Annotated in this window: 19 protein-coding genes; 9 read left to right on the top strand and 10 right to left on the bottom strand. The window is 35.6% G+C overall.

The window, feature by feature from the left end; translation table 11 throughout:
• Nucleotides 1-204: 204 nt before the first annotated feature.
• From MYRA21_RS04740 to MYRA21_RS04765, 6 genes are all read left to right on the top strand, one after another.
• A complete protein-coding gene (locus MYRA21_RS04740; protein ID WP_006259853.1) occupies nt 205-1368 on the top strand; it encodes a histidinol-phosphate transaminase in 1164 nt (387 codons plus the stop codon).
• A gap of 35 nt (nt 1369-1403) precedes the next feature.
• Nucleotides 1404-2144, top strand: coding sequence for a subclass B1 metallo-beta-lactamase MUS-1 (locus MYRA21_RS04745; protein WP_006259855.1), 741 nt, complete (start codon nt 1404-1406; stop codon nt 2142-2144).
• A gap of 92 nt (nt 2145-2236) precedes the next feature.
• Nucleotides 2237-3781 (top strand): glycine--tRNA ligase, encoded by a 1545-nt coding sequence (locus tag MYRA21_RS04750; RefSeq protein WP_006259856.1) that lies wholly within the window; start codon nt 2237-2239, stop codon nt 3779-3781.
• A gap of 556 nt (nt 3782-4337) precedes the next feature.
• On the top strand, nt 4338-5585 hold the full coding sequence (locus MYRA21_RS04755) for a lactate oxidase (protein ID WP_006259857.1): 1248 nt from the start codon (nt 4338-4340) through the stop codon (nt 5583-5585).
• 164 nt (nt 5586-5749) lie between these two features.
• Nucleotides 5750-6325 carry a YceI family protein gene (locus MYRA21_RS04760; protein WP_006259858.1) on the top strand — a complete coding sequence of 192 codons (576 nt, stop codon included), beginning with the start codon at nt 5750-5752 and terminating at the stop codon, nt 6323-6325.
• Nucleotides 6326-6519: 194 nt separating this feature from the next.
• Entirely contained in the window at nt 6520-7398 is an 879-nt protein-coding gene (locus MYRA21_RS04765) for a hypothetical protein (protein ID WP_006259859.1), read from the top strand.
• A 50-nt stretch (nt 7399-7448) separates the two neighbouring features.
• On the opposite strand, the gene MYRA21_RS04770 is transcribed toward MYRA21_RS04765, so the two are convergent.
• The 4 genes from MYRA21_RS04770 to MYRA21_RS04785 all read right to left on the bottom strand — a co-directional run bounded on the left by MYRA21_RS04770 (nt 7449) and on the right by MYRA21_RS04785 (nt 10279).
• Nucleotides 7449-8078: an NAD(P)H-binding protein gene (locus MYRA21_RS04770; protein ID WP_006259860.1), complete on the bottom strand. Its 630-nt coding sequence runs from the start codon at nt 8076-8078 to the stop codon at nt 7449-7451.
• Nucleotides 8079-8219: 141 nt separating this feature from the next.
• The gene (aspA, locus tag MYRA21_RS04775) at nt 8220-9620 is read right to left on the bottom strand and encodes an aspartate ammonia-lyase (RefSeq protein ID WP_006259861.1); all 1401 of its coding nucleotides are present in this window, start codon (nt 9618-9620) and stop codon (nt 8220-8222) included.
• A gap of 69 nt (nt 9621-9689) precedes the next feature.
• Nucleotides 9690-10076: a YchJ family protein gene (locus MYRA21_RS04780; RefSeq protein WP_006259862.1), complete on the bottom strand. Its 387-nt coding sequence runs from the start codon at nt 10074-10076 to the stop codon at nt 9690-9692.
• On the bottom strand, nt 10076-10279 hold the full coding sequence (locus MYRA21_RS04785; protein ID WP_006259864.1) for a hypothetical protein: 204 nt from the start codon (nt 10277-10279) through the stop codon (nt 10076-10078). The genes MYRA21_RS04780 and MYRA21_RS04785 overlap by 1 nt, the downstream gene beginning before the upstream one ends.
• 111 nt (nt 10280-10390) lie before the next feature.
• Between MYRA21_RS04785 and MYRA21_RS04790 the strand changes: the two genes are divergently transcribed.
• Both MYRA21_RS04790 and MYRA21_RS04795 read left to right on the top strand, forming a co-directional pair.
• On the top strand, nt 10391-11077 hold the full coding sequence (locus tag MYRA21_RS04790) for a ComF family protein (protein WP_225600439.1): 687 nt from the start codon (nt 10391-10393) through the stop codon (nt 11075-11077).
• Between the two features lie 67 nt (nt 11078-11144).
• Nucleotides 11145-12749 (top strand): Ig-like domain-containing protein, encoded by a 1605-nt coding sequence (locus MYRA21_RS04795; protein ID WP_006259866.1) that lies wholly within the window; start codon nt 11145-11147, stop codon nt 12747-12749.
• A gap of 42 nt (nt 12750-12791) precedes the next feature.
• Here MYRA21_RS04795 and MYRA21_RS04800 read toward each other — a convergent pair whose 3' ends face one another.
• The 6 genes from MYRA21_RS04800 to MYRA21_RS04825 all read right to left on the bottom strand — a co-directional run bounded on the left by MYRA21_RS04800 (nt 12792) and on the right by MYRA21_RS04825 (nt 19207).
• Nucleotides 12792-13559: a nitrilase family protein gene (locus MYRA21_RS04800; RefSeq protein WP_006259868.1), complete on the bottom strand. Its 768-nt coding sequence runs from the start codon at nt 13557-13559 to the stop codon at nt 12792-12794.
• A 45-nt stretch (nt 13560-13604) separates the two neighbouring features.
• Nucleotides 13605-14444 (bottom strand): ion transporter, encoded by an 840-nt coding sequence (locus MYRA21_RS04805; RefSeq protein ID WP_006259869.1) that lies wholly within the window; start codon nt 14442-14444, stop codon nt 13605-13607.
• Between the two features lie 94 nt (nt 14445-14538).
• Nucleotides 14539-15282 (bottom strand): succinate dehydrogenase/fumarate reductase iron-sulfur subunit, encoded by a 744-nt coding sequence (locus tag MYRA21_RS04810; protein ID WP_006259870.1) that lies wholly within the window; start codon nt 15280-15282, stop codon nt 14539-14541.
• A gap of 51 nt (nt 15283-15333) precedes the next feature.
• On the bottom strand, nt 15334-17334 hold the full coding sequence (locus tag MYRA21_RS04815; RefSeq protein WP_006259871.1) for a fumarate reductase/succinate dehydrogenase flavoprotein subunit: 2001 nt from the start codon (nt 17332-17334) through the stop codon (nt 15334-15336).
• A gap of 17 nt (nt 17335-17351) precedes the next feature.
• Nucleotides 17352-18176: a succinate dehydrogenase cytochrome b subunit gene (locus tag MYRA21_RS04820; RefSeq protein ID WP_006259872.1), complete on the bottom strand. Its 825-nt coding sequence runs from the start codon at nt 18174-18176 to the stop codon at nt 17352-17354.
• Nucleotides 18177-18358: 182 nt separating this feature from the next.
• Nucleotides 18359-19207 carry a ChaN family lipoprotein gene (locus MYRA21_RS04825; RefSeq protein WP_006259873.1) on the bottom strand — a complete coding sequence of 283 codons (849 nt, stop codon included), beginning with the start codon at nt 19205-19207 and terminating at the stop codon, nt 18359-18361.
• Nucleotides 19208-19357: 150 nt separating this feature from the next.
• Here MYRA21_RS04825 and MYRA21_RS04830 point away from each other — a divergent pair, with 150 nt between their 5' ends.
• Nucleotides 19358-20140, top strand: coding sequence for an alpha/beta fold hydrolase (locus MYRA21_RS04830; protein ID WP_006259874.1), 783 nt, complete (start codon nt 19358-19360; stop codon nt 20138-20140).

The following is a 20140-nucleotide window of genomic DNA, read 5'->3' on the forward strand; positions in this document are numbered from 1 at the left end:
TAATTCAACTACTTATTTCTCCTTGATTATTACACTACTTTTAACCAAACATCATAATTCTGATGTAATTCATAAAATTATACCAAAATATTCTAATCTAAGTATCGATTATTCAATAGATATCCACTAACTTTAATTTTTCTAAGAGCCTTATCTTCCGATTGAGGCATTTTTTATTTACATAATACAGTAATTCTATTCACTATGAACAGACGTGATTTATTAAAACTATCAGGAACGTTGTTCGCAGGAAGTATCCTTACACAAGGATTTGCAACAACACAAGCATTAGGATCTATTGCAGATTTAGGTTTACCAACATCAGTTGATGACCCGTTATTCTTACACTTTAACGAAAATAGCTTAGGTATATCTCCTAAAGCTAAAAATGCAATTATTGACGTTTTATCTAATGTAAATCGATATCCTGACAGTTATATAAAAGAATTACAACGCACCATCGCTGATATATTTAAGATGTCTCCAGCTCAGGTGACTCTAGGAGTGGGATCTTCTGATCTAATTAGAGCTACAGTGAATTTACAAGTGTATAAAGCAGTCAAAAATGGGCAGAAAGTACAGCTTATCTCACCAGATCCATCGTTCTTCTTAGCTGCTAGTCATGCAGAAGGCATGGGTATTCCTGTCGTTAATGTACCACTAGATAAGGAGTTCTGTATGGATCTAGCTAAGATGAAGCAAGCAGCAGACAACTTTGATGGCATCTCTATCATCTACTTATGCAACCCTAATAACCCGACAGGGACATTAACTAGCTCTAGTGCTATCGCAGATTGGGTAACTAGTGTTGACGCTAAGAAGAACTTCTTCATGGTGGACGAAGCCTATGCAGAATACATCACTGACAAAAACTTCGTGAGTGGGACTTCATTCATTAGAGAAGGGAGAGAGAATGTCATTGTACTGCGTACCTTTTCTAAGATATTTGCCATGGCAGGTATGAGGTTAGGATATAGCCTATCTACAGAAAATCTAGCGAATGAACTAAGTCCATATATGGCAGTAGAGAACATTAGTATGACTACTGCAGTAGCAGGTACAGCCTCTTTAAAAGACAATGCCTTCATCGTACACAGTAGAGCAGTGAATGCTAATTCTCTTGGTATCACGACAGAGACCTTTGATGCACTAGGAATAGAATATCTACCTAGCCAAGGAAACTTCTTATTCCACAAGATAAAATGTGATCAACAGCAGTATATAGATGGCATGGCATCAGAAGGTATTATCGTAGGTCGTCCTTTCCCTCCCCTATTACAGTGGAGCAGAATAACGTTAGGCACACCAGAAGAAATGAACCAATTCTTAGCTGTTATCCAAAAATTCAAGAAGAAAGGATGGGTATAACCTCATCACTAATCTCAATACGAAATAAATAAGCCATGCACAGAATACTTAGTGTCATAACGATGTTAATCTGTACTACATTAGTACACGCTCAATCTGACAAACTAAAAATCAAACAACTCAATGATAATATGTATATATACACTACTTATCAAGAGTTTCAAGGAGTAACATACTCTTCTAATTCGATGTACGTACTGACAGACGAAGGCGTTATTCTAATAGACACACCTTGGGATAAAGATCAGTACGAACCTCTATTAGAGTACATCAGATCGAATCATAACAAAGAGGTTAAATGGGTCATCACTACCCACTTCCACGAAGATCGTTCTGGTGGATTAGGTTACTTTAACAGTATAGGAGCACAGACGTATACCTATGCATTGACCAATGAAATATTAAAAGAACGCAATGAACCACAAGCTCAACATTCTTTTAATAAAGAAAAACAGTTTACCTTTGGCAATGAGAAGTTGGCTGTATACTTTTTAGGAGAAGGACATTCACTAGATAATACCGTAGTCTGGTTTCCAAAAGAAGAAGTATTATACGGAGGATGCCTGATTAAGAGTGCCGAAGCTACCACTATAGGTAATATAGCCGATGGTAACGTGATAGCTTGGCCTAAGACTATCGAAGCCGTAAAACAAAAATTTAAGAATGCTAAAGTCATTATACCAGGACATGATGAATGGGATATGACAGGCCATATCGAGAATACTGAGCGTATATTATCAGCATACAATCAACAACATTCAACTAAAAACGATTAATTAATATAGTAAATCAATAAACTTTAGGTTATTAACACTAAAATGCCAATGGCAGAGTTCCTAATCTTAAAGTCTTTTATTACTTTTGCACTATGGCAAAACAAGATGATATTTTTAAGAACGTTATTTCGCATGCTAAGGAGTATGGATACATCTTCCCTTCTAGTGAAATATACGATGGTCTAAGCGCAGTATATGACTACGCTCAGAATGGTGTGGAGTTAAAGAGAAACATTAGAGAGTACTGGTGGAAATCCATGGTACAAATGCACGAAAATATTGTAGGAATTGATGCCTCGATTTTTATGCATCCTACCACTTGGAAAGCTTCTGGTCACGTAGATGCGTTTAATGACCCATTAATTGATAATAAAGACAGTAAGAAAAGATATAGAGCTGACGTTCTTATCGAAGACTACTGTGAAAAATTATACCAAAAGGCTCAAAAGGAAATCGAGAAAGCGAAAAAGCGCTTTGGCGAATCTTTTGACGAAGAACAATTCGTAGCTACTAACCCTCGTGTAGTAGAATATTTAGCGAAGAAAAAAGAGATCTTAGAGCGTATGGCTCGTGGTCTTGATTCAGGAGATTTAGCAGATGTAAAAGCACTTATCGAAGAGCTAGAGATCGCTGACCCTGATACAGGTTCTAAAAACTGGACTGAAGTACGTCAGTTTAACCTAATGTTTGGTACGAAGCTAGGAGCTTCTGCAGACTCTGCTATGGACTTATACTTGCGTCCTGAGACTGCACAAGGTATCTTCGTAAACTTCCTAAACGTACAGAAGACAGGTCGTATGAAGATTCCTTTCGGTATCGCTCAGACAGGTAAAGCATTCCGTAACGAGATTGTTGCTCGTCAGTTCATCTTCCGTATGCGTGAGTTCGAACAGATGGAGATGCAATTCTTTGTGAAACCAGGTGAAGAGATGAAGTACTACGAGTACTGGAAAGAGACTCGTCATAAGTGGCACTTATCATTAGGAATGGGAGCAGAGAACTACCGTTTCCATGACCATGAGAAATTAGCACACTATGCTAATGCAGCTACTGACATTGAGTTTAACTTCCCATTCGGATTTAAAGAATTAGAAGGTATTCACTCACGTACTGACTTTGACCTTAAAGCACATGAGAAGTTCTCTGGTAAGAAACTACAGTTCTTCGATAACGAGACCAACACTTCTTATGTACCTTATGTAGTAGAGACTTCAGTAGGTCTAGACCGTATGTTCCTTTCTGTATTCTCTAAATCATTAGTAGAAGAGACATTAGAAGACGGTTCTACTCGTACAGTATTAAGATTACCATCTGTACTAGCTCCTACTAAGGCAGCTGTACTTCCATTAGTGAAAAAAGATGGTCTTCCAGAGTTAGCTCAAGAGATAATCGAAGAGCTTAAATGGGACTTTAATGTAGCGTATGATGAGAAGGATGCAGTAGGTCGTCGTTACCGTCGTGCAGATGCACTAGGTACGCCATTCTGTATCACTGTAGATCACCAGTCATTAGAAGATAAGACTGTGACTATCCGTCACCGTGACACGATGAAACAAGACCGTGTAGCAATCGCTGACCTTAAGAACATCATAGAGAACGAAGTATCTATGAGAAACTGGTTAAAGAAAATGATGTAATCCATCATCTACCCTATACACAAAAGCCACTCTGATATAGAGTAGCTTTTTTTATGTCATTAAGTGTGTACACTATGATTCATGTTGCACTTTACAAGTAATTTTACCGATTTTTAGTTCTTCTTTAGTAGGAGATTGTTCGGATACAGATTTGATTTAGTTCGGTAAAACACTCTCTAGTCTGAGTAAACACAAGGTATTACCGAACAACTTCCGAACAGTATTAATCCAAAAATGCACATACACTTAATATACAACAAGTTAAAACAGCAATCAAACTCCAAAATAACTTAAAAAAGTCTTTTAAGGGCAAAAATATTCAACTCCATTCTTATAAATAGATTTAAATAAACAAAAAACACACCCTAATAGATAATATATACAATTATTTAAAAACAATCATCATTACCTCATTCTCATAAAAAACAAAAAATAATGAATTTAATATGCTACATATTGTTTTTATTCAACTAAATACGTTCTTAATCTATATTAACCACTAATACATCTACCCCTCTGTAACTTTGTCCTATAAATAAAGTAAAACAGATTTTTTATGAAAAAGACAATATTCACATTAACTGCAATAACACTAATGACAAGTGCCTTTGCTGATGTAGTAACAAAGGATACTACAACAAAAACTGTATTTCAAGATAAAAACAAAAAAGGCAAAGGATACCAAGCGAGTACAGCTGATAAAAAACTAAAAATAGTAAACCTACACGAGCTAGAAGGACAAGTAAAAGCAGAGATGGATCAGGGTGCCTTTGGGTATATCGTAGGTGGAGCTGAAGACCAGAATAACTTAAAGATTAACACGGAGAACTTCGATAAGAAATACATCATGCCTCGTGTGCTAAAAGGGATTAAACATGAGGATATTGACTTATCTACTTCTCTATTCGGTATTCCTCTAAAAACACCTATCATACAAGCACCAATGGCAGCTCAAGGACTATCTCACGTAGATGGAGAGATAGCTACTGCTAAAGGTATGATAGCAGCAGGATCACTATTCTCGCTTAGTACTTATGGTAACAAAACAATAGAGGAAGTAGCAGAGGGTATTAATGGAGCGCCTTTCTTCTTTCAGTTATACATGAGTAAAAATGATGACTTCAACAAGTTTACGCTTAACAGAGCTAAGAAATACGGAGCTAAGGCTATCATCCTTACAGTAGACTCGCCAGTAGGTGGGTATAGAGAAGAAGATATTAAGACAGGCTTCACTTTCCCACTAGGAATGGGTAACTTAGAGTTATTCGCAGCACAACAAGCTGATGGCAACAAGACTGGTAAAGGAGCTGGTATTACAGAAATATATGCTCAAGCCAAACAAGACTTTAAGCCTTCTGACATTAAGTACGTAAAGGACTTAACTGGACTACCTGTTATCATCAAGGGAATACAGTCACCTGAAGATGCCGAAATCGCCATCCAAGCAGGAGCAGATGCGATATGGGTATCTAATCACGGAGGAAGACAGTTAGATGCAGGTCCATCTTCATTCGATGTACTACCACTAGTAGCTAAGACAGTGAATAAGCGTGTACCTATCATCTTTGACAGTGGAGTGAGAAGAGGGTCTCATATCTTTAAAGCCATAGCTAGTGGAGCAGATATTGTAGCGATAGGACGTCCTATACTATACGCCCTACACCTAGGAGGTAGTCAAGGGGTAACGTCTGTAATCGATCAGTTAAATAAGGAATTGACTATCAATATGTTCTTAGGTGGAGCAAAAAACATCAAAGAAATACAAAATACTAAACTATATACAGATAAAGATTTTCAATTATAATAAACTCCTCTATCCTACTATTAAAGAAAGGATTACGATTAAAAAAAAGAAATAAAAAACCACAATTGCACAAGATAAAAACACTTCTTAATGTAGGTTAAGTGCTTAAAGCTAAATGTGGTACTAAATTTGTAATAAATAACAGAACAATTAAAATTATTATCATGAAAAAAATAGCATTATTATTCGTAGCAACATTATTCTCTGTTGCATCATTCGCTCAAACAAAATGGAATGTAGATAACTACCACTCATTTTTAAACTTCTCTGTGAAGCACTTAGGAATTTCTTTCGTAGATGGTCGTTTTGATAAATACGAAGGAACATTCGAAGGAACACCTGAAGACCTAACGAAAGGAACATTTAAATTCTCAGTAGATATGAACAGTGTGAACACATCTATCGAGATGCGTGACAACCACTTAAAAGCAGATGTTTTCTTCGCAGCTGAGAAGTTCCCTGCAATGACTTTTGAGAGTAAATCAATCAAAAAAGTAGGTAAAGATCAGTACAAATTAGAAGGTAACTTAACAATCAGAGATATCACTAAGCCTGTAACTTTTGACCTTACTTATGGTGGTTTATTAAAAGATGATGGACAAGGAAATACTAAATTAGGATTCCAAGCATCTACTACGATCAACCGTTTTGACTTCGGAGTAGCATATGATCCATCAGGACAAGCTATCGCTAAAGATGTAAAAATCAATGTGAACTTAGAGTTCAATCAAGTTAAATAATCCTTTTACACATACTTAATTTCTGAAATAGGCTTCGCATTATTGTGAAGCCTATTTTACATTATAGCTACTCCCTAACTCACTCATACAGAGCAACCATAATCGTCAATTAATTATAGATAATAAACTATGAACAAGAACATTATCTCGTTTATATTGCTTATTTTTATTATATATTAACAAATATAATTGCTATGAAAAAGATTTTATTGAGTGCTTTTATTGGAGCATTAGTTCTTACATCGTGTGGAGATAAGAACAAAAATGGTGTAGGAGACGGAGAGACTATGAAAGAACTAGTCGCAAAACCTACTCCGCCTAAAGCAGAAGGTCCTATACGAGTACTATTCGTAGGGAATAGCCATACGGAGTACTTCGCTAGTTTTCCGAAAATGCTAGACGCACTAGCTAAGGAAAACAATAAACAAGTAGAGGTAAAATCCCTTTTAGAAATGGGGGTAAGCATTGATCAGATCATCTCTTCAAACAAGAAAAATGCTGAAAAATTATTTAAACAAACGGATAAAGATGGAAACTATCTAGACTATGTGATTCTACAAGAATCAACACCTGTAGCCATACAAGAACTAGGCAAGTATAAATCTAACACAGCAGAAGTACATGATCAGATAGCCAAAAACAGCCCTGATGTAGCTACTTATATCTATGGTCTGACGGTTCCATTTGAGTACAATAGTGCAGATTATAAAGATTATCAACCTCTACTAGTAGAGAATGGTGTAGCAGTAGCTAAAGCGTTACCTAACACTGGATTCTTAAACTTCTCTGCTGTATTAGGTGCTGCCTATGCTGGCAAAGAAGGTTATACCGCTACTAAGGATGGTAAAGATATGCTACGTCACACAGATAGATCACGTCATATGCTTAATGACGCTGTCTTCGTAAACTCTATAGTGCTATACCAAACCTTGTTCGGTGAGACTCCTAAGATTCCTCAACAGCTACCACTGAGCACTGGTCTAGGAGATGATGATACGATAAAACTGATGAATGTAAAAGAAGGTGTCAGCGATCCTGAAGCTCTACTTAAGATAGCAACTAGCTTTAAGTAATACTATACAAAATAAATGAAAGGCTTGTCTCTAAGAGATAAGCCTTTTTATTATATCTCATTGCTTTCGATAATCAAGCGACGACAGCAGTGATTCTTCGCTTCTCTACGCATACGATTGGCTACTTTAACCACCTCTATCGGTTTATACTTCATAAACAATCGCATCTTATTAAAGAAAAACAAAATCTTAGCAGCTATTCGCTCCCCCATACGGTTAGTCCCTGGACGTAATAAAAGTCCTGGACGCAGAATAATAGTATTCTCAAAACGCAAATTCAATACAGAGCGCTCTAATGTTCCCTTTAGTCTACTATAGAAGAATGCACTCTTATCAGAAGCTGCCTTAGCTGATAATAATACAAAGTTAGTTACTCCATTTCCTTTTGCATACTGAGCGAACTGCATGACATAATCATAATCTATATGCCATTGCTTTTGTTTAGAGCCTGCCTGCTTCAGCGTAGTCCCTAAACAACTAAAAGCGACATCTCCTGCTATTAGATGCTTCCATTGGTCGATTTGTTCAAAATCAACTAAATGAACGACTAACTTAGGATGCTGAATATCCCATTCTTTACGAATAAATATGACTACTTCGTGAAAATCATCGTCACAAAGTAGTTGACGTACGAGTACTTTACCAGTTGCTCCAGTACCTCCGATGACTAATGCTTTCATAACAAACATTTTAAAGCTATTATATCACTACAATAAACTTACCAATTTGTATTGAGACAACAGATTTTAAAAAAGTTACATCTATAAACAATAAAAAAGTCTCCTAGTAGGAGACTTCTTATATTTAATAACACGTATCGATTAGATCGAATGCGGTGCTAGCATATGTTTAGGGTCTAGAATCTCATCTAGTTTCTCCTTAGTTAATAGATTGTGCTCTAATACTAATTCATAAACTCCTCTACCAGATTCTAATGCTTCTTTAGCGATTTTAGTACTTGCTTTATATCCGATATAAGGGTTTAGCGCTGTAACGATACCGATACTTCCTAATACTAACTCCTTATTATGTTCTACATTAGCCTTAATACCTACTACACACTTCTCTACTAATGTTTCCATAGCATTCTCTAACCATGTCATAGACTCCATTAGAGTATGAGCTAATACAGGCTCCATCACGTTTAACTGTAACTGAGCTGCCTCAGAAGCCATTGTGATAGTCATATCGTTACCGATTACTTTAAAACACACTTGGTTTACTACTTCTGGGATAACAGGGTTTACTTTACCTGGCATAATAGAAGAACCTGGCTGCATAGGAGGTAGTTGAATCTCGTTAAGTCCTGTACGAGGCCCTGAAGATAATAATCTAAGGTCATTACAGATCTTAGATAACTTAATAGCTACTTTCTTCAAGATTCCTGAATAAGCAACAAATCCGCTTGTATCAGATGTAGCCTCTACTAAGTTCTCAGCAGAAGTAACAGGTTGTTTCATCAACATTCCTAAATTCTTAGCACATAAATCTGCATAACCTGGTACAGCGTTTAATCCAGTACCGATAGCAGTAGCTCCCATATTAATCTCTAAGAACGCTTGGCTAGCCTGGTTAAGAACTGCTATTTCTCTCTTCAAAGTGAAAGCAAAACCACCGAACTCTTGTCCTAGAGTCATTGGCACTGCATCCTGAAGTTGAGTTCTTCCCATCTTAATAATATTCTCAAACTCTACAGCCTTAGCCTCAAATCCTTTTACTAATTTCTCTAGCTTCTCTACTACTTTCTTATTCATTTCGAATACAGCTACCTTAAGAGAAGTAGGGTATGCATCATTAGTAGATTGAGATAAGTTTACATGATCGTTTGGAGAACAGTGTTGATAATCACCTTTCTCGAAACCTAAGATTTCTAAAGCTCTATTTGCGATAACTTCATTCGCATTCATATTAACAGAAGTACCTGCTCCCCCTTGTATCATATCTACAGGGAACTCAGCATGTAGCTTACCGTCTATTATCTCCTGACATACATCAGCGATAACCTTATATATTTTTTCGTCTAAAACGTTTAATTCAAAGTTGGTTTTAGCTGCCGCCCATTTTACAATAGCTAATCCTTTTACAAACTCAGGGTAATCAGACAACTTACTTGTCGATATCTTGAAGTTATTGATTGCTCTTTGTGTCTGTACACCATAATAAGCCTGTTGAGGAATTTCTAATTCACCTATTAAGTCGCTTTCAATTCTGGTTGGTTTCATACTTATACAGTTTTATATTTTCACTAAGTTACGAAGTAATTTTTATTTACCCTCTCTAAAACACAAGGATTATTCCTTAAATGTTCCTGATACATAATACCACTTCCCTCCTAACATTTCAAACAAAGAATCCTCATAGTGTTCGCACACATTGTCCTCTGCATCTTTATAATAAGCCTTAAAGACTACACGACTCTCCTCACTGACAAGAATTTCTAAGCGTTGCCATGTATTTTCTTTTGCCCACTGTAGAATTGCCTTTTTACTATGAAAGTGTCTAGTCTTAGGATGGGTAGTATTAATGATGTATATCGCATTAGCTAAGGCATAGGCTGTGTACCTAGAGCGCATCAGCTGCTCTGCAGTAGAAGGAGCTGTAGTATTCGTCACATACGGCTCACAACACTCACTATATGCGTTACCGCTACAACAATAACAAGGTTGGTGCTGCTCCATTATCCTATCTTCTGTTTTAACTCTTCGATAATCTTCAGGAATTTACCCCAACGAACGACTTCGTCATCTGTCTGTGCATAGTCAAGTCCATCATTGATACTTTCTTCTATTTTCTCTATTGCTACAGAGGCTTCTTCTTTCTTATTTTGAGCAATTAATACCATTAATTGCATGATTTGCTGTTGTACTTCTTCTATTTTCATTTCTATATCTTCATTTCAACACAAAGATATTTGTTATTAATAATTACATAGAGAAAGTTCTGATTAATTTTAGCATAGCATCTAAATAACCCACATAGTAACCTAGAACTGATGATCATAACTGATATTCTGAATCTCCTCTTTCCGAAGAACTGTATGGCTTGTAACTCCATATTATTGAGAAATGAACAATATCTATGCATTACTTGTAGAGACGAAATCCCCTATACACAAGAACATCTTATAGATCAAAATGATTCTATGGCTAAGTTCTATGGTAAGATACCCATAGAGTTTGCTGCTAGTTTACTCTTCTTTTCTAAAGGAGGCAAAGTGCAGCAGATCATCCATAATCTCAAATATAGAAATCATCCTGAGCTAAGTTATTTCTTAGGTACTATCTATGCACATCAACTAACCAAAACAACGCGTCTAAAGGAGATCACTTCTATCATACCTGTCCCCATGCATAAAAAGAAACAAAAGAAAAGAGGATATAATCAAGTAGACGGCTTCGCGAAAGCACTAAGTGATCACTTTCACATCAAAATAAATAATCAACTTCTAATCAAAACACTTCAAACCTCTTCTCAGACAACTAAATCACGTTTTCAGAGAAAAAGTCAAACAAAAGAAGTTTTTGATCTAGACCTAAACTTTAAAGACGACGAATACAATCATTTCTTACTGCTAGATGATATCCTCACTACAGGGAATACCTTAGAGGCATGCTGTAAAAAATTATTACAAATACCAAATACTAAAATCACGATTCTCTGTTTGGCTCGTAGCATTTAAAAGTTTTAATAATACATATTTTCTAACTAAAAAATATAGTCGTTAATTTGTCTTTTAAATTAAAACTATGTCTAAGTTTCGTATATACTTTATTGTTTGTTTTACAGTATTTTGTTTTATAACGTTTTCGAACTGTGCTAAAAGAGGGTTTATTTCAGGAGGACCTAAAGATACTATTCCACCTGTAGTACTAGGAAGTAGTCCTAAGAACCACTCTATACATTTTGACAAAAAGCAAATTACTATTGATTTCGACGAATTCGTTAAGATCAAAAACGTAAATCAAAACTTGATTATCTCTCCTCCTATGGATAGAATGCCTGAAGTATTACCTATGGGAAATGCTAGAAAGACGGTTACGATCAATCTTATAGACACTTTAAAGCCGAATACGACTTATAGTTTTAACTTCGGGGACGCTATTACGGATAACAATGAAGGTAATGTCCTAAAACAGTTTAAATATATCTTCTCTACAGGAGATTATATCGACTCTCTGAAACTAAGTGGGACAATCAGAACTGCACATCAATTAAAGTCGGATAACTTCGTCAATGTAATGCTATACGATGCTGAGACATTTAAAGATTCTACTATCTATAGAGAAAAACCTCTTTATGTAACGAATACACTAGACAGTCTTACGACTTTCTCTATAGAGAATATTAAAGCAGGAAAGTATTACTTAGTAGCATTAAAGGATAAGAACAGCAACTTTATGTTTAATCCTACTGAGGATAAAATAGCTTTTATAAAAGAACCGATTGAGATTCCAACAGATCAATCTTATGATTTGACACTATTCAAGTCTGATGAGAAATTCGAGGCTTCTAGACCTGCTCAGATTACCCAAAACAAATGGTACTTACCGTATATAGGAAACGCTGAAGGAGCTACCGTAGAAGTTAAAAAAGATGGGGTAGTAATCCCTAGTGCTTATACACAACTAGCAGATAAAGATAGTTTGCAAGTTTGGTTCCCAAAGATAGAAGCAGACTCTCTGCACTTCACTGCTACGAAAGGTGAGTTTACAAAGACATTTATGGTTAAACCAAGACCTAAGATGAAAGAAATAGATTCGCTATCCGTGTCAGGAAAATCAGGTACACTTGATTTCTTATCTGATTTACTAGTAGAAACAACTACACCTGTTAAGTCTATTAATAAAGATCTAATCACCATCTTTAATAAAGATTCTGTAGCAGTCCCTTTTACTATAGATAACAAAGCAAGGGAACAAAAGTTCTATCTAAAGTTTAAGAAAGAAGAACTAGATAATTACAAGGTAACACTATGGCCTGGAGCTATTACAGACTTCTTTGGAAAAGCAAATGATACAATCGTGCTGAACAATAAAACGACAGATTATACAGATTATGGAAACTTGACCATTACACTAAATGGATTAAAGCGTTATCCTGTTATCGTTGAATTACTAGATGACAAAGAAAAAGTAATCGTTAGTCAATATAGTGAAAGCTCTAATACATTCGAGTTCTTAGCATTACCCCCTAGAATGTACTACATAAGAGTTATCTATGATGACAATAAAAATGGCGTATGGGATAAAGGATACTATTGGGACAGAAGACAACCTGAAGAATCTGTCTACTTCCCTGAACAGATAGATGTCCGTGCCAACTGGGATATTAAAGAACAAATCAACTTATAAACAAATAAGGCTCTTAGCATAAAAACTAAGAGCCTTTTTTGTTTATAGGATAGTAAATGAATCAGCATCTCTAAGTACACCGAAACTCTTTCTTATTTTATCTTGTTTTGCTTTATCTAAGGTTACATACACTACTTGTTCTCCTGTCAATGGTTCTACTAAATAGCCTCCTAGCATATCTAAGGCTTGTGAATGGCCTGAATAGATATTGTCATTCTCATCACTTCCACATCTATTTACAGCTACCAAATAACTCATATTCTCTATAGCACGTGCCTTTAGCAGAGAATCCCATGCGTAAATACGCTGATCTGGCCAACTAGCCACATAGATTAATAAGTCATATACTCCGTCATTATTTCTACTAAAAACAGGGAATCTTAGGTCATAACAAACTAAAGGGCATATATTCCATCCCCTATAGTTAACTACTAATCTATCTACCCCTGCTTTATATACCTTCTCTTCTCCTGCTAATGAGAATAAGTGTCGTTTATCATAAGTACTAATCTCACCTTCATCAGAGATAAAGAACATTCTATTATAGTAGTCTTCTCCTTCTTTAATAACAATACTACCTGTAAGCGCATATAGATGCTTTTTACACAACGATTGTAACTCGGTGATATATTCGTCTTCCATAGTCAAAAAAACGCGCTCAGGCTTCATTGTAAAGCCTGACACAAACATCTCAGGTAAAACTACCAAATCTGTATCTTGTTCTATAGAATCTAGCTTTTCTAAAAAATGTTCTTTATTCGCTTCTATATCTTCCCATACCAATGGTGATTGTAACATGGCAACTTTCATTACACTACGATATTTAGATTATACTCCAAAAATAAGCAATAATTCTTACTTCTCTTCTTGAGGTCTACCACAACACGGGCAATTACAACTAGAAACATTCTTTTTTTGTAGAGCTAATAACTTCTTCTCCTTTCTTTCAGCCAAGATCTCTGAGAAACCAGATGAGATAATACCTGTAGGTAAAGCAAAAAAGCCTATTCCAATAACAGCTAACACCCCTCCTATTAGCTTACCGATCACAGTTACAGGGTAGATATCTCCATAACCTACAGTACAAATCGTAATAACAGACCACCACATAGAATCAGGAATACTAGAAAATGCCTCAGGCTGAGAAGGGTTCTCTGCATAATAAATAGCTGTAGAAGCTATTAACAATAAAAAGATCAACATAAATGCGGCAATTGCTAACTCACTCGCTTTTCTTTTAAACACATTAACTACAAGAGCCAATGCTGATACATAACGAGTAATCTTGAATACACGTAATAATCTAAACACACGCATTAATCTTATGATACGGAGATCCACATGTACAAAAGCTAGATAAAATGGTAACACAGCGCATAAATCTATTAACTGCATAGAAGTAAAAGCATATTTTAATCTTCCCAAAAAAGGTTGATTAAATCGCTCATCACAGGTAATAGACCACATTCTCAACACATACTCTACTGAAAAGAAGACTACAGAGAATAAGTTAAATAAGGAAAAAAAAGAACTGTACTCTGCACTAACTTCAGGAATTGATTCAAAGATCAGTGAGATAGCATTCAGTAATATCAAGATAATGATTCCTCCTTGTATTATTTTGCTTTCTAAAGCATTAGAATCATTATTTAATAAATTAAAGACACAGTGCTTTATTGACTTTTTACTCCTCATAACTCGAATTCTCTTTCCAATAAATTAGAGTACAAAAATAAAAAAAGCAGATATATCTCTATATCTGCTTTTTCATTTATTTCAAGAAAAACTATTATTTCAAGCTTGCTTTTAAGTATTCTCTGTTCATACGAGCGATGTTCTCTAAAGAAATTCCTTTAGGACATTCTACCTCACATGCTCCTGTATTAGTACAGTTACCGAATCCTAAAGCATCCATCTCAGCTACCATATTAAGTACACGATCAGCTGCCTCTACTTTACCTTGTGGTAACAAAGCAAATTGAGAAACTTTTGCAGATACGAATAACATAGCAGAAGAGTTTTTACATGTAGCCACACAAGCACCACATCCAATACAAGTAGCTGCGTCAAATGCACGGTCAGCATCATGTTTAGGAATTGGAATAGCGTTAGCATCTTGTGTATTACCTGAAGTATTTACAGATACGAAACCACCTGCATGTTGAATTTTATCAAAAGCAGTACGGTCAACGACTAAGTCTTTAATTACTGGGAAAGCTTTCGCTCTAAATGGCTCGATATAGATAGTATCACCATCTTTGAACTTTCTCATGTGTAACTGACATGTAGTAATACCTCTGTCTGGTCCGTGTGCTTCACCATTGATAAATAAAGAACACATACCACAGATACCCTCACGACAGTCATGGTCGAAAGCTACTGGATCATCACCTTTCTCGATTAACTCGTTGTTTAATACATCAAGCATTTCTAAGAAAGACATATCAGGAGAAACATTGTTGATTTTATAATCAACCATTTTTCCTTGTACTTTAGCGTTTGATTGACGCCATATTTTAAGTGTAAGATTCATTTGTGTCGAATTTTTACAAAAAGACTAGGTCCGAAGACCTAAGTCTCAATATTATTTATAACTACGAGTTACCAATTTAATGTTTTCATAAACTAAGTCTTCTTTGTGAAGCACTGCATCACTTGGGTTTCCTTTGTATTCCCAAGCAGCAACGTATGCGAAGTTCTCATCATCACGTTTTGCTTCTCCATCCTCAGTTTGGTGCTCTTCACGGAAGTGACCTCCACAAGATTCTTCACGGTGTAAAGCATCTTTCGCGAATAATTCACCTAATTCTAAGAAGTCAGCTACTCTTAAAGCTTTCTCTAACTCTTGGTTAAAGCTCTCTGCAGTACCTGATACTTTCACATCTTTATAGAACTCTGCTCTTAACTCAGCAATCTCAGCCATAGCTTCAGTTAAACCTTTTGCGTTACGAGCCATTCCTACTTTATCCCACATAATTTTTCCAAGCTTCTTGTGGAAGTGGTCAACAGAATGTGTTCCTTTATTGTTCATTAAATGGTCAATGATATCACGAACATTTTTCTCAGCAGCTTCGAACTCTGGCAAATCTGTTGGGATAGTTCCAGTACGAATATCATTAGCTAAATAATCTCCGATAGTATATGGTAATACGAAGTATCCATCAGCTAAACCTTGCATTAATGCAGAAGCTCCAAGACGGTTAGCACCGTGATCAGAGAAGTTAGCCTCACCTAGGATATAACATCCTTCGATAGTTGACATTAAATTATAATCTACCCATAATCCCCCCATTGTATAGTGAACTGCAGGGTAAATCATCATCGGAGTTGTATATGGATCCTCATCTACGATCTTCTCGTACATTTGGAATAAGTTACCATATTTATTTTCAACTACATCTTTACCTAATTTGTAAACTAGCTTAGCGTCGTTTTCATCTAAGTGTTGAATACGAGCTTGCTCTTTACCATAACGGTCAATAGCAGAAGCGAAGTCTAAGTATACAGCTTCACCTGTAGCATTAACTCCATATCCAGCATCACATCTTTCTTTAGCAGCACGAGACGCAACGTCACGAGGTACTAAGTTACCAAATGATGGGTATCTTCTCTCTAAGTAGTAATCTCTATCTTCTTCAGCGATTTGAGTTGGTTTTAATCTACCTTCTCTAATTGCTATAGCATCTTCCATTTTTGCAGGAACCCAAATACGTCCATCATTACGTAATGACTCAGACATCAAAGTAAGTTTTGATTGGTGGTCACCAGTTACAGGAATACAAGTTGGGTGAATTTGCGTATAACAAGGGTTAGCAAAAAATGCTCCACGTTTGTGTGCTTTCCAAGCAGCAGTAACGTTAGAACCCATTGCATTTGTAGATAAGAAGAATACGTTACCATATCCACCTGTACAGATAACTACAGCGTGAGCAGAGTGACGTTCTATCTCTCCATTGATTAAGTTACGAGCGATAATACCTCTTGCTTTACCATCAACTTTAACGATGTCTAACATCTCATGACGATTATACATTTGGATTTTACCACGACCGATTTGACGGTTCATAGCAGAATATGCTCCTAACAATAACTGTTGTCCAGTTTGTCCTTTAGCGTAGAAAGTACGAGATACTTGTACCCCACCAAAAGAACGGTTATCTAATAAACCTCCGTACTCACGTGCAAAAGGTACACCTTGAGCTACACATTGGTCAATAATATTTTCAGAAACTTCAGCTAAACGATAAACGTTTGCTTCACGTGCACGGTAGTCTCCTCCTTTTACAGTATCATAGAATAATCTGTAAACTGAGTCACCATCACCTTGGTAGTTCTTAGAAGCGTTAATCCCCCCTTGAGCAGCAATAGAGTGCGCACGACGAGGTGAATCTTGATAACAAAAAGCTTTTACGTTATATCCTAACTCAGCTAATGTAGCAGCAGCAGAACCACCTGCTAATCCAGTTCCTACAACGATAACATCAATGTTACGTTTATTCGCTGGGTTAACTAATTTAATATGATTTTTATAGTCAGACCATTTTTTATCAAGTGGTCCATTAGGTATTTTAGAATCTAATTTCATGATCAATTTCTTTAGGACTATTTAATAAAATGAATATATAATGGGATAATAGCAAATAGCGCAGGTACAACATACGCAATTAAGAAGCTAAGCCCTTTAAGTACTCCCTTATATTTAGGATTATTAGCTCCTAAAGATTGGAATGCACTACCAAATCCATGAGATAAGTGGAATCCTAAAACCACCATAGCAAGTACATAAGCAATTGTAGCGATTAATCCAGTACTTTCGTTTTGGAAGAACTCAATTGTAATTTTATGTAAATCTTTATATCCATCAGCAATCTTTAAGTCTGTACCTGCTTGATAAAACTTAGTACCTTTTACTTCTATCTGTCCCATTTCAACAGCGTTTACTGGGATAGCTTGCTCTTGTACTGTTTTATATACTACTACAGGATCTTGACCCTCTACTTTTACTTCTACAGTTTGTAAAGGCATTTCACTAAAGTGCATTTTAGCCCAGAAGTTAGCCATGTGAGTCACGATGAATACTAAAAGTAAAGTTCCTAATACCGCCATGTTTCTTGAAGAAAATGAGCTATTAGAAGCAGCATTGTTTTTTGCATATCCGATTGGACGTGCTTTTTTGTTTTGAATCGTTAAAACGATACCATCAATCGCGTGAAAAAGGATTGAAATATACGTAACATAAGATAATACTTTTACTGCTGGATTAGTAGTCATAAATAACGCATACTCGTTAAATGCAGAAGCGTCACCAAATATCAATTGAAGGTTTCCCGCCAAGTGACCTACTAAAAACAAGCATAAAAATAACCCTGTAAGAGCCATCCAATATTTCTTAGCTAAGGATGACTTTAAAAGTGCAGATTTTGCCATAATGTAATTTTAATTGTTTTTCTTGAAAAAATCTCTCAAAAATACACCTTCTTAACGTTATCAACAAAGTCTACCCTTCTATTTATACTCGATATAAACAAAGAATAAAACAATGCTAATTCACTAAAATAGACCAATTGAGACTTTTTTTAAGAAAAAAAAAAGTTTTTTATAGTAAAGCGTTAAAATGACTTTAAAATATTCGCATCTATAACAATAATAAAGTTAGCCAAGTCTAAATTATCATATTCGAAATGACCAACATTATCACTCTCTACCATCGTAATAGTAGCTATTTTTAGCGAAGGCCTATATTGGTTAAGATACCAAACTATACCTTCATAATTATTACTGTGATAAGAACCATTATAGTGCAAGAATAAATGGTTTGGTTTTAAATTTTGAACAATAAAGTGCCCCATAGTAGCATCTTTAATTGCTTGCGCCTTCGGCAAATTCTCATCTTTATGATCCTCAAACATTGCCATCATATTCTTATATCCTGGCAAATTAGCATCATAAGGAAATGGCAATGGTGCAATCCAACTCTTCTCTTGTACACTTAAAGTATCTAATGCAGCAGTACCTTTTTTAAACAATAGACTTGCATATCGTCTAGGTACATTAGTCGCAATAAATTCTAATTTATTCTCCTTTGCATATTCTACTAATGGTCTATAATCAGTTTTATAATTATTCCACAGCCTCACTTCTTCTTGAAATTGCTCTTCTGTACTATTTCCTTTTACATATTTAGTCAACCCTTCTTGGTTATCTGCTTCAAACATCTCTGCTCCTAGAGTCAATTCTCTTTTATCTCCTAAAGATTCTGTTACTTGTAATTGCAACCAATGGCCTAATGAATTATTGTGAAACTCTCCAAATAAAACAACCTCGCTTTTACTAAGCGATTTTATCATCTTTTCATAAGAAACTTTCTTTCCTTTATTTGTATAAATCTGATAAGGTAATCCTAATTGCCCATAAGTTATTCCACATAACAACAAAAACGCACCAACTATTTTTTTCATTTTACTAAATATTTTGAAATTAGAACTGCAAAGATAATCTTTTCTATTATTTAGACTGGTTTAATATAACTGTAATACCTGGAGTTCTGTTGAATGTTAAAAGATTTGACAAAGTCATAGTATATCATACATTTGCAACAAAATTAAAGAATGGCTACTACAAAAATTCTATATAAAAACACCAATTTATCATATACTGACAAAGGAAAAGGAAGCACCTTAATCTTTCTACACGGATTTTTAGAAGATAGTAAAATGTGGAATTACTACCTTGACTACTTTTCAAAGAAATATAGGGTTATTGCTATTGACCTTTTAGGACATGGTGAATCAGGTTGTATTGGTTACATACACAGTATGGAAGACATGGCCGATGCTGTTTTTACAATTACAAATTCTTTAAACCTAAAAAGGGTAACACTAATAGGACATTCTATGGGAGGTTATGTATCACTAGCCTTCGGAGAACTATATCCGGATAATGTAAAGAAAATAATCTTAGTTTCATCTACTACCAGAGCTGACAGTCCAGAAAGGCAAATTAACAGAGACAGAGCAACTGAAGTAATCAAAAAGAATAGCGACCTCTTTGTTACTATGGCAATTAACAACACCTTTTTAGAAGACACTAAAATCACTCACGCTAAAGAAGTACAAGAACACTTAGATACTGCTCTTAAAATACCTAAACAAGGCATACTAGCAGCTGTAGAGGGAATGAAATCAAGAAATGACAGAGAAGTTCTACTCCATTTTGCTCCATACCCTATAAGTATGATTGTAGGTAATGCAGATCCTGTTCTTTCTATTGACGACATCACTAAAGAAGTTGAAAATACAGACTCTGATTTAACTATTATCCCTGGAGGTCACCTACTTCAGATTGAAGCAAAAGAAGAGCTACTAGAAGCACTAAAAAATACGATAAAATAA

Source organism: Myroides sp. A21, assembly GCF_000807225.1.
GTDB lineage: Bacteria > Bacteroidota > Bacteroidia > Flavobacteriales > Flavobacteriaceae > Flavobacterium > Flavobacterium odoratimimum.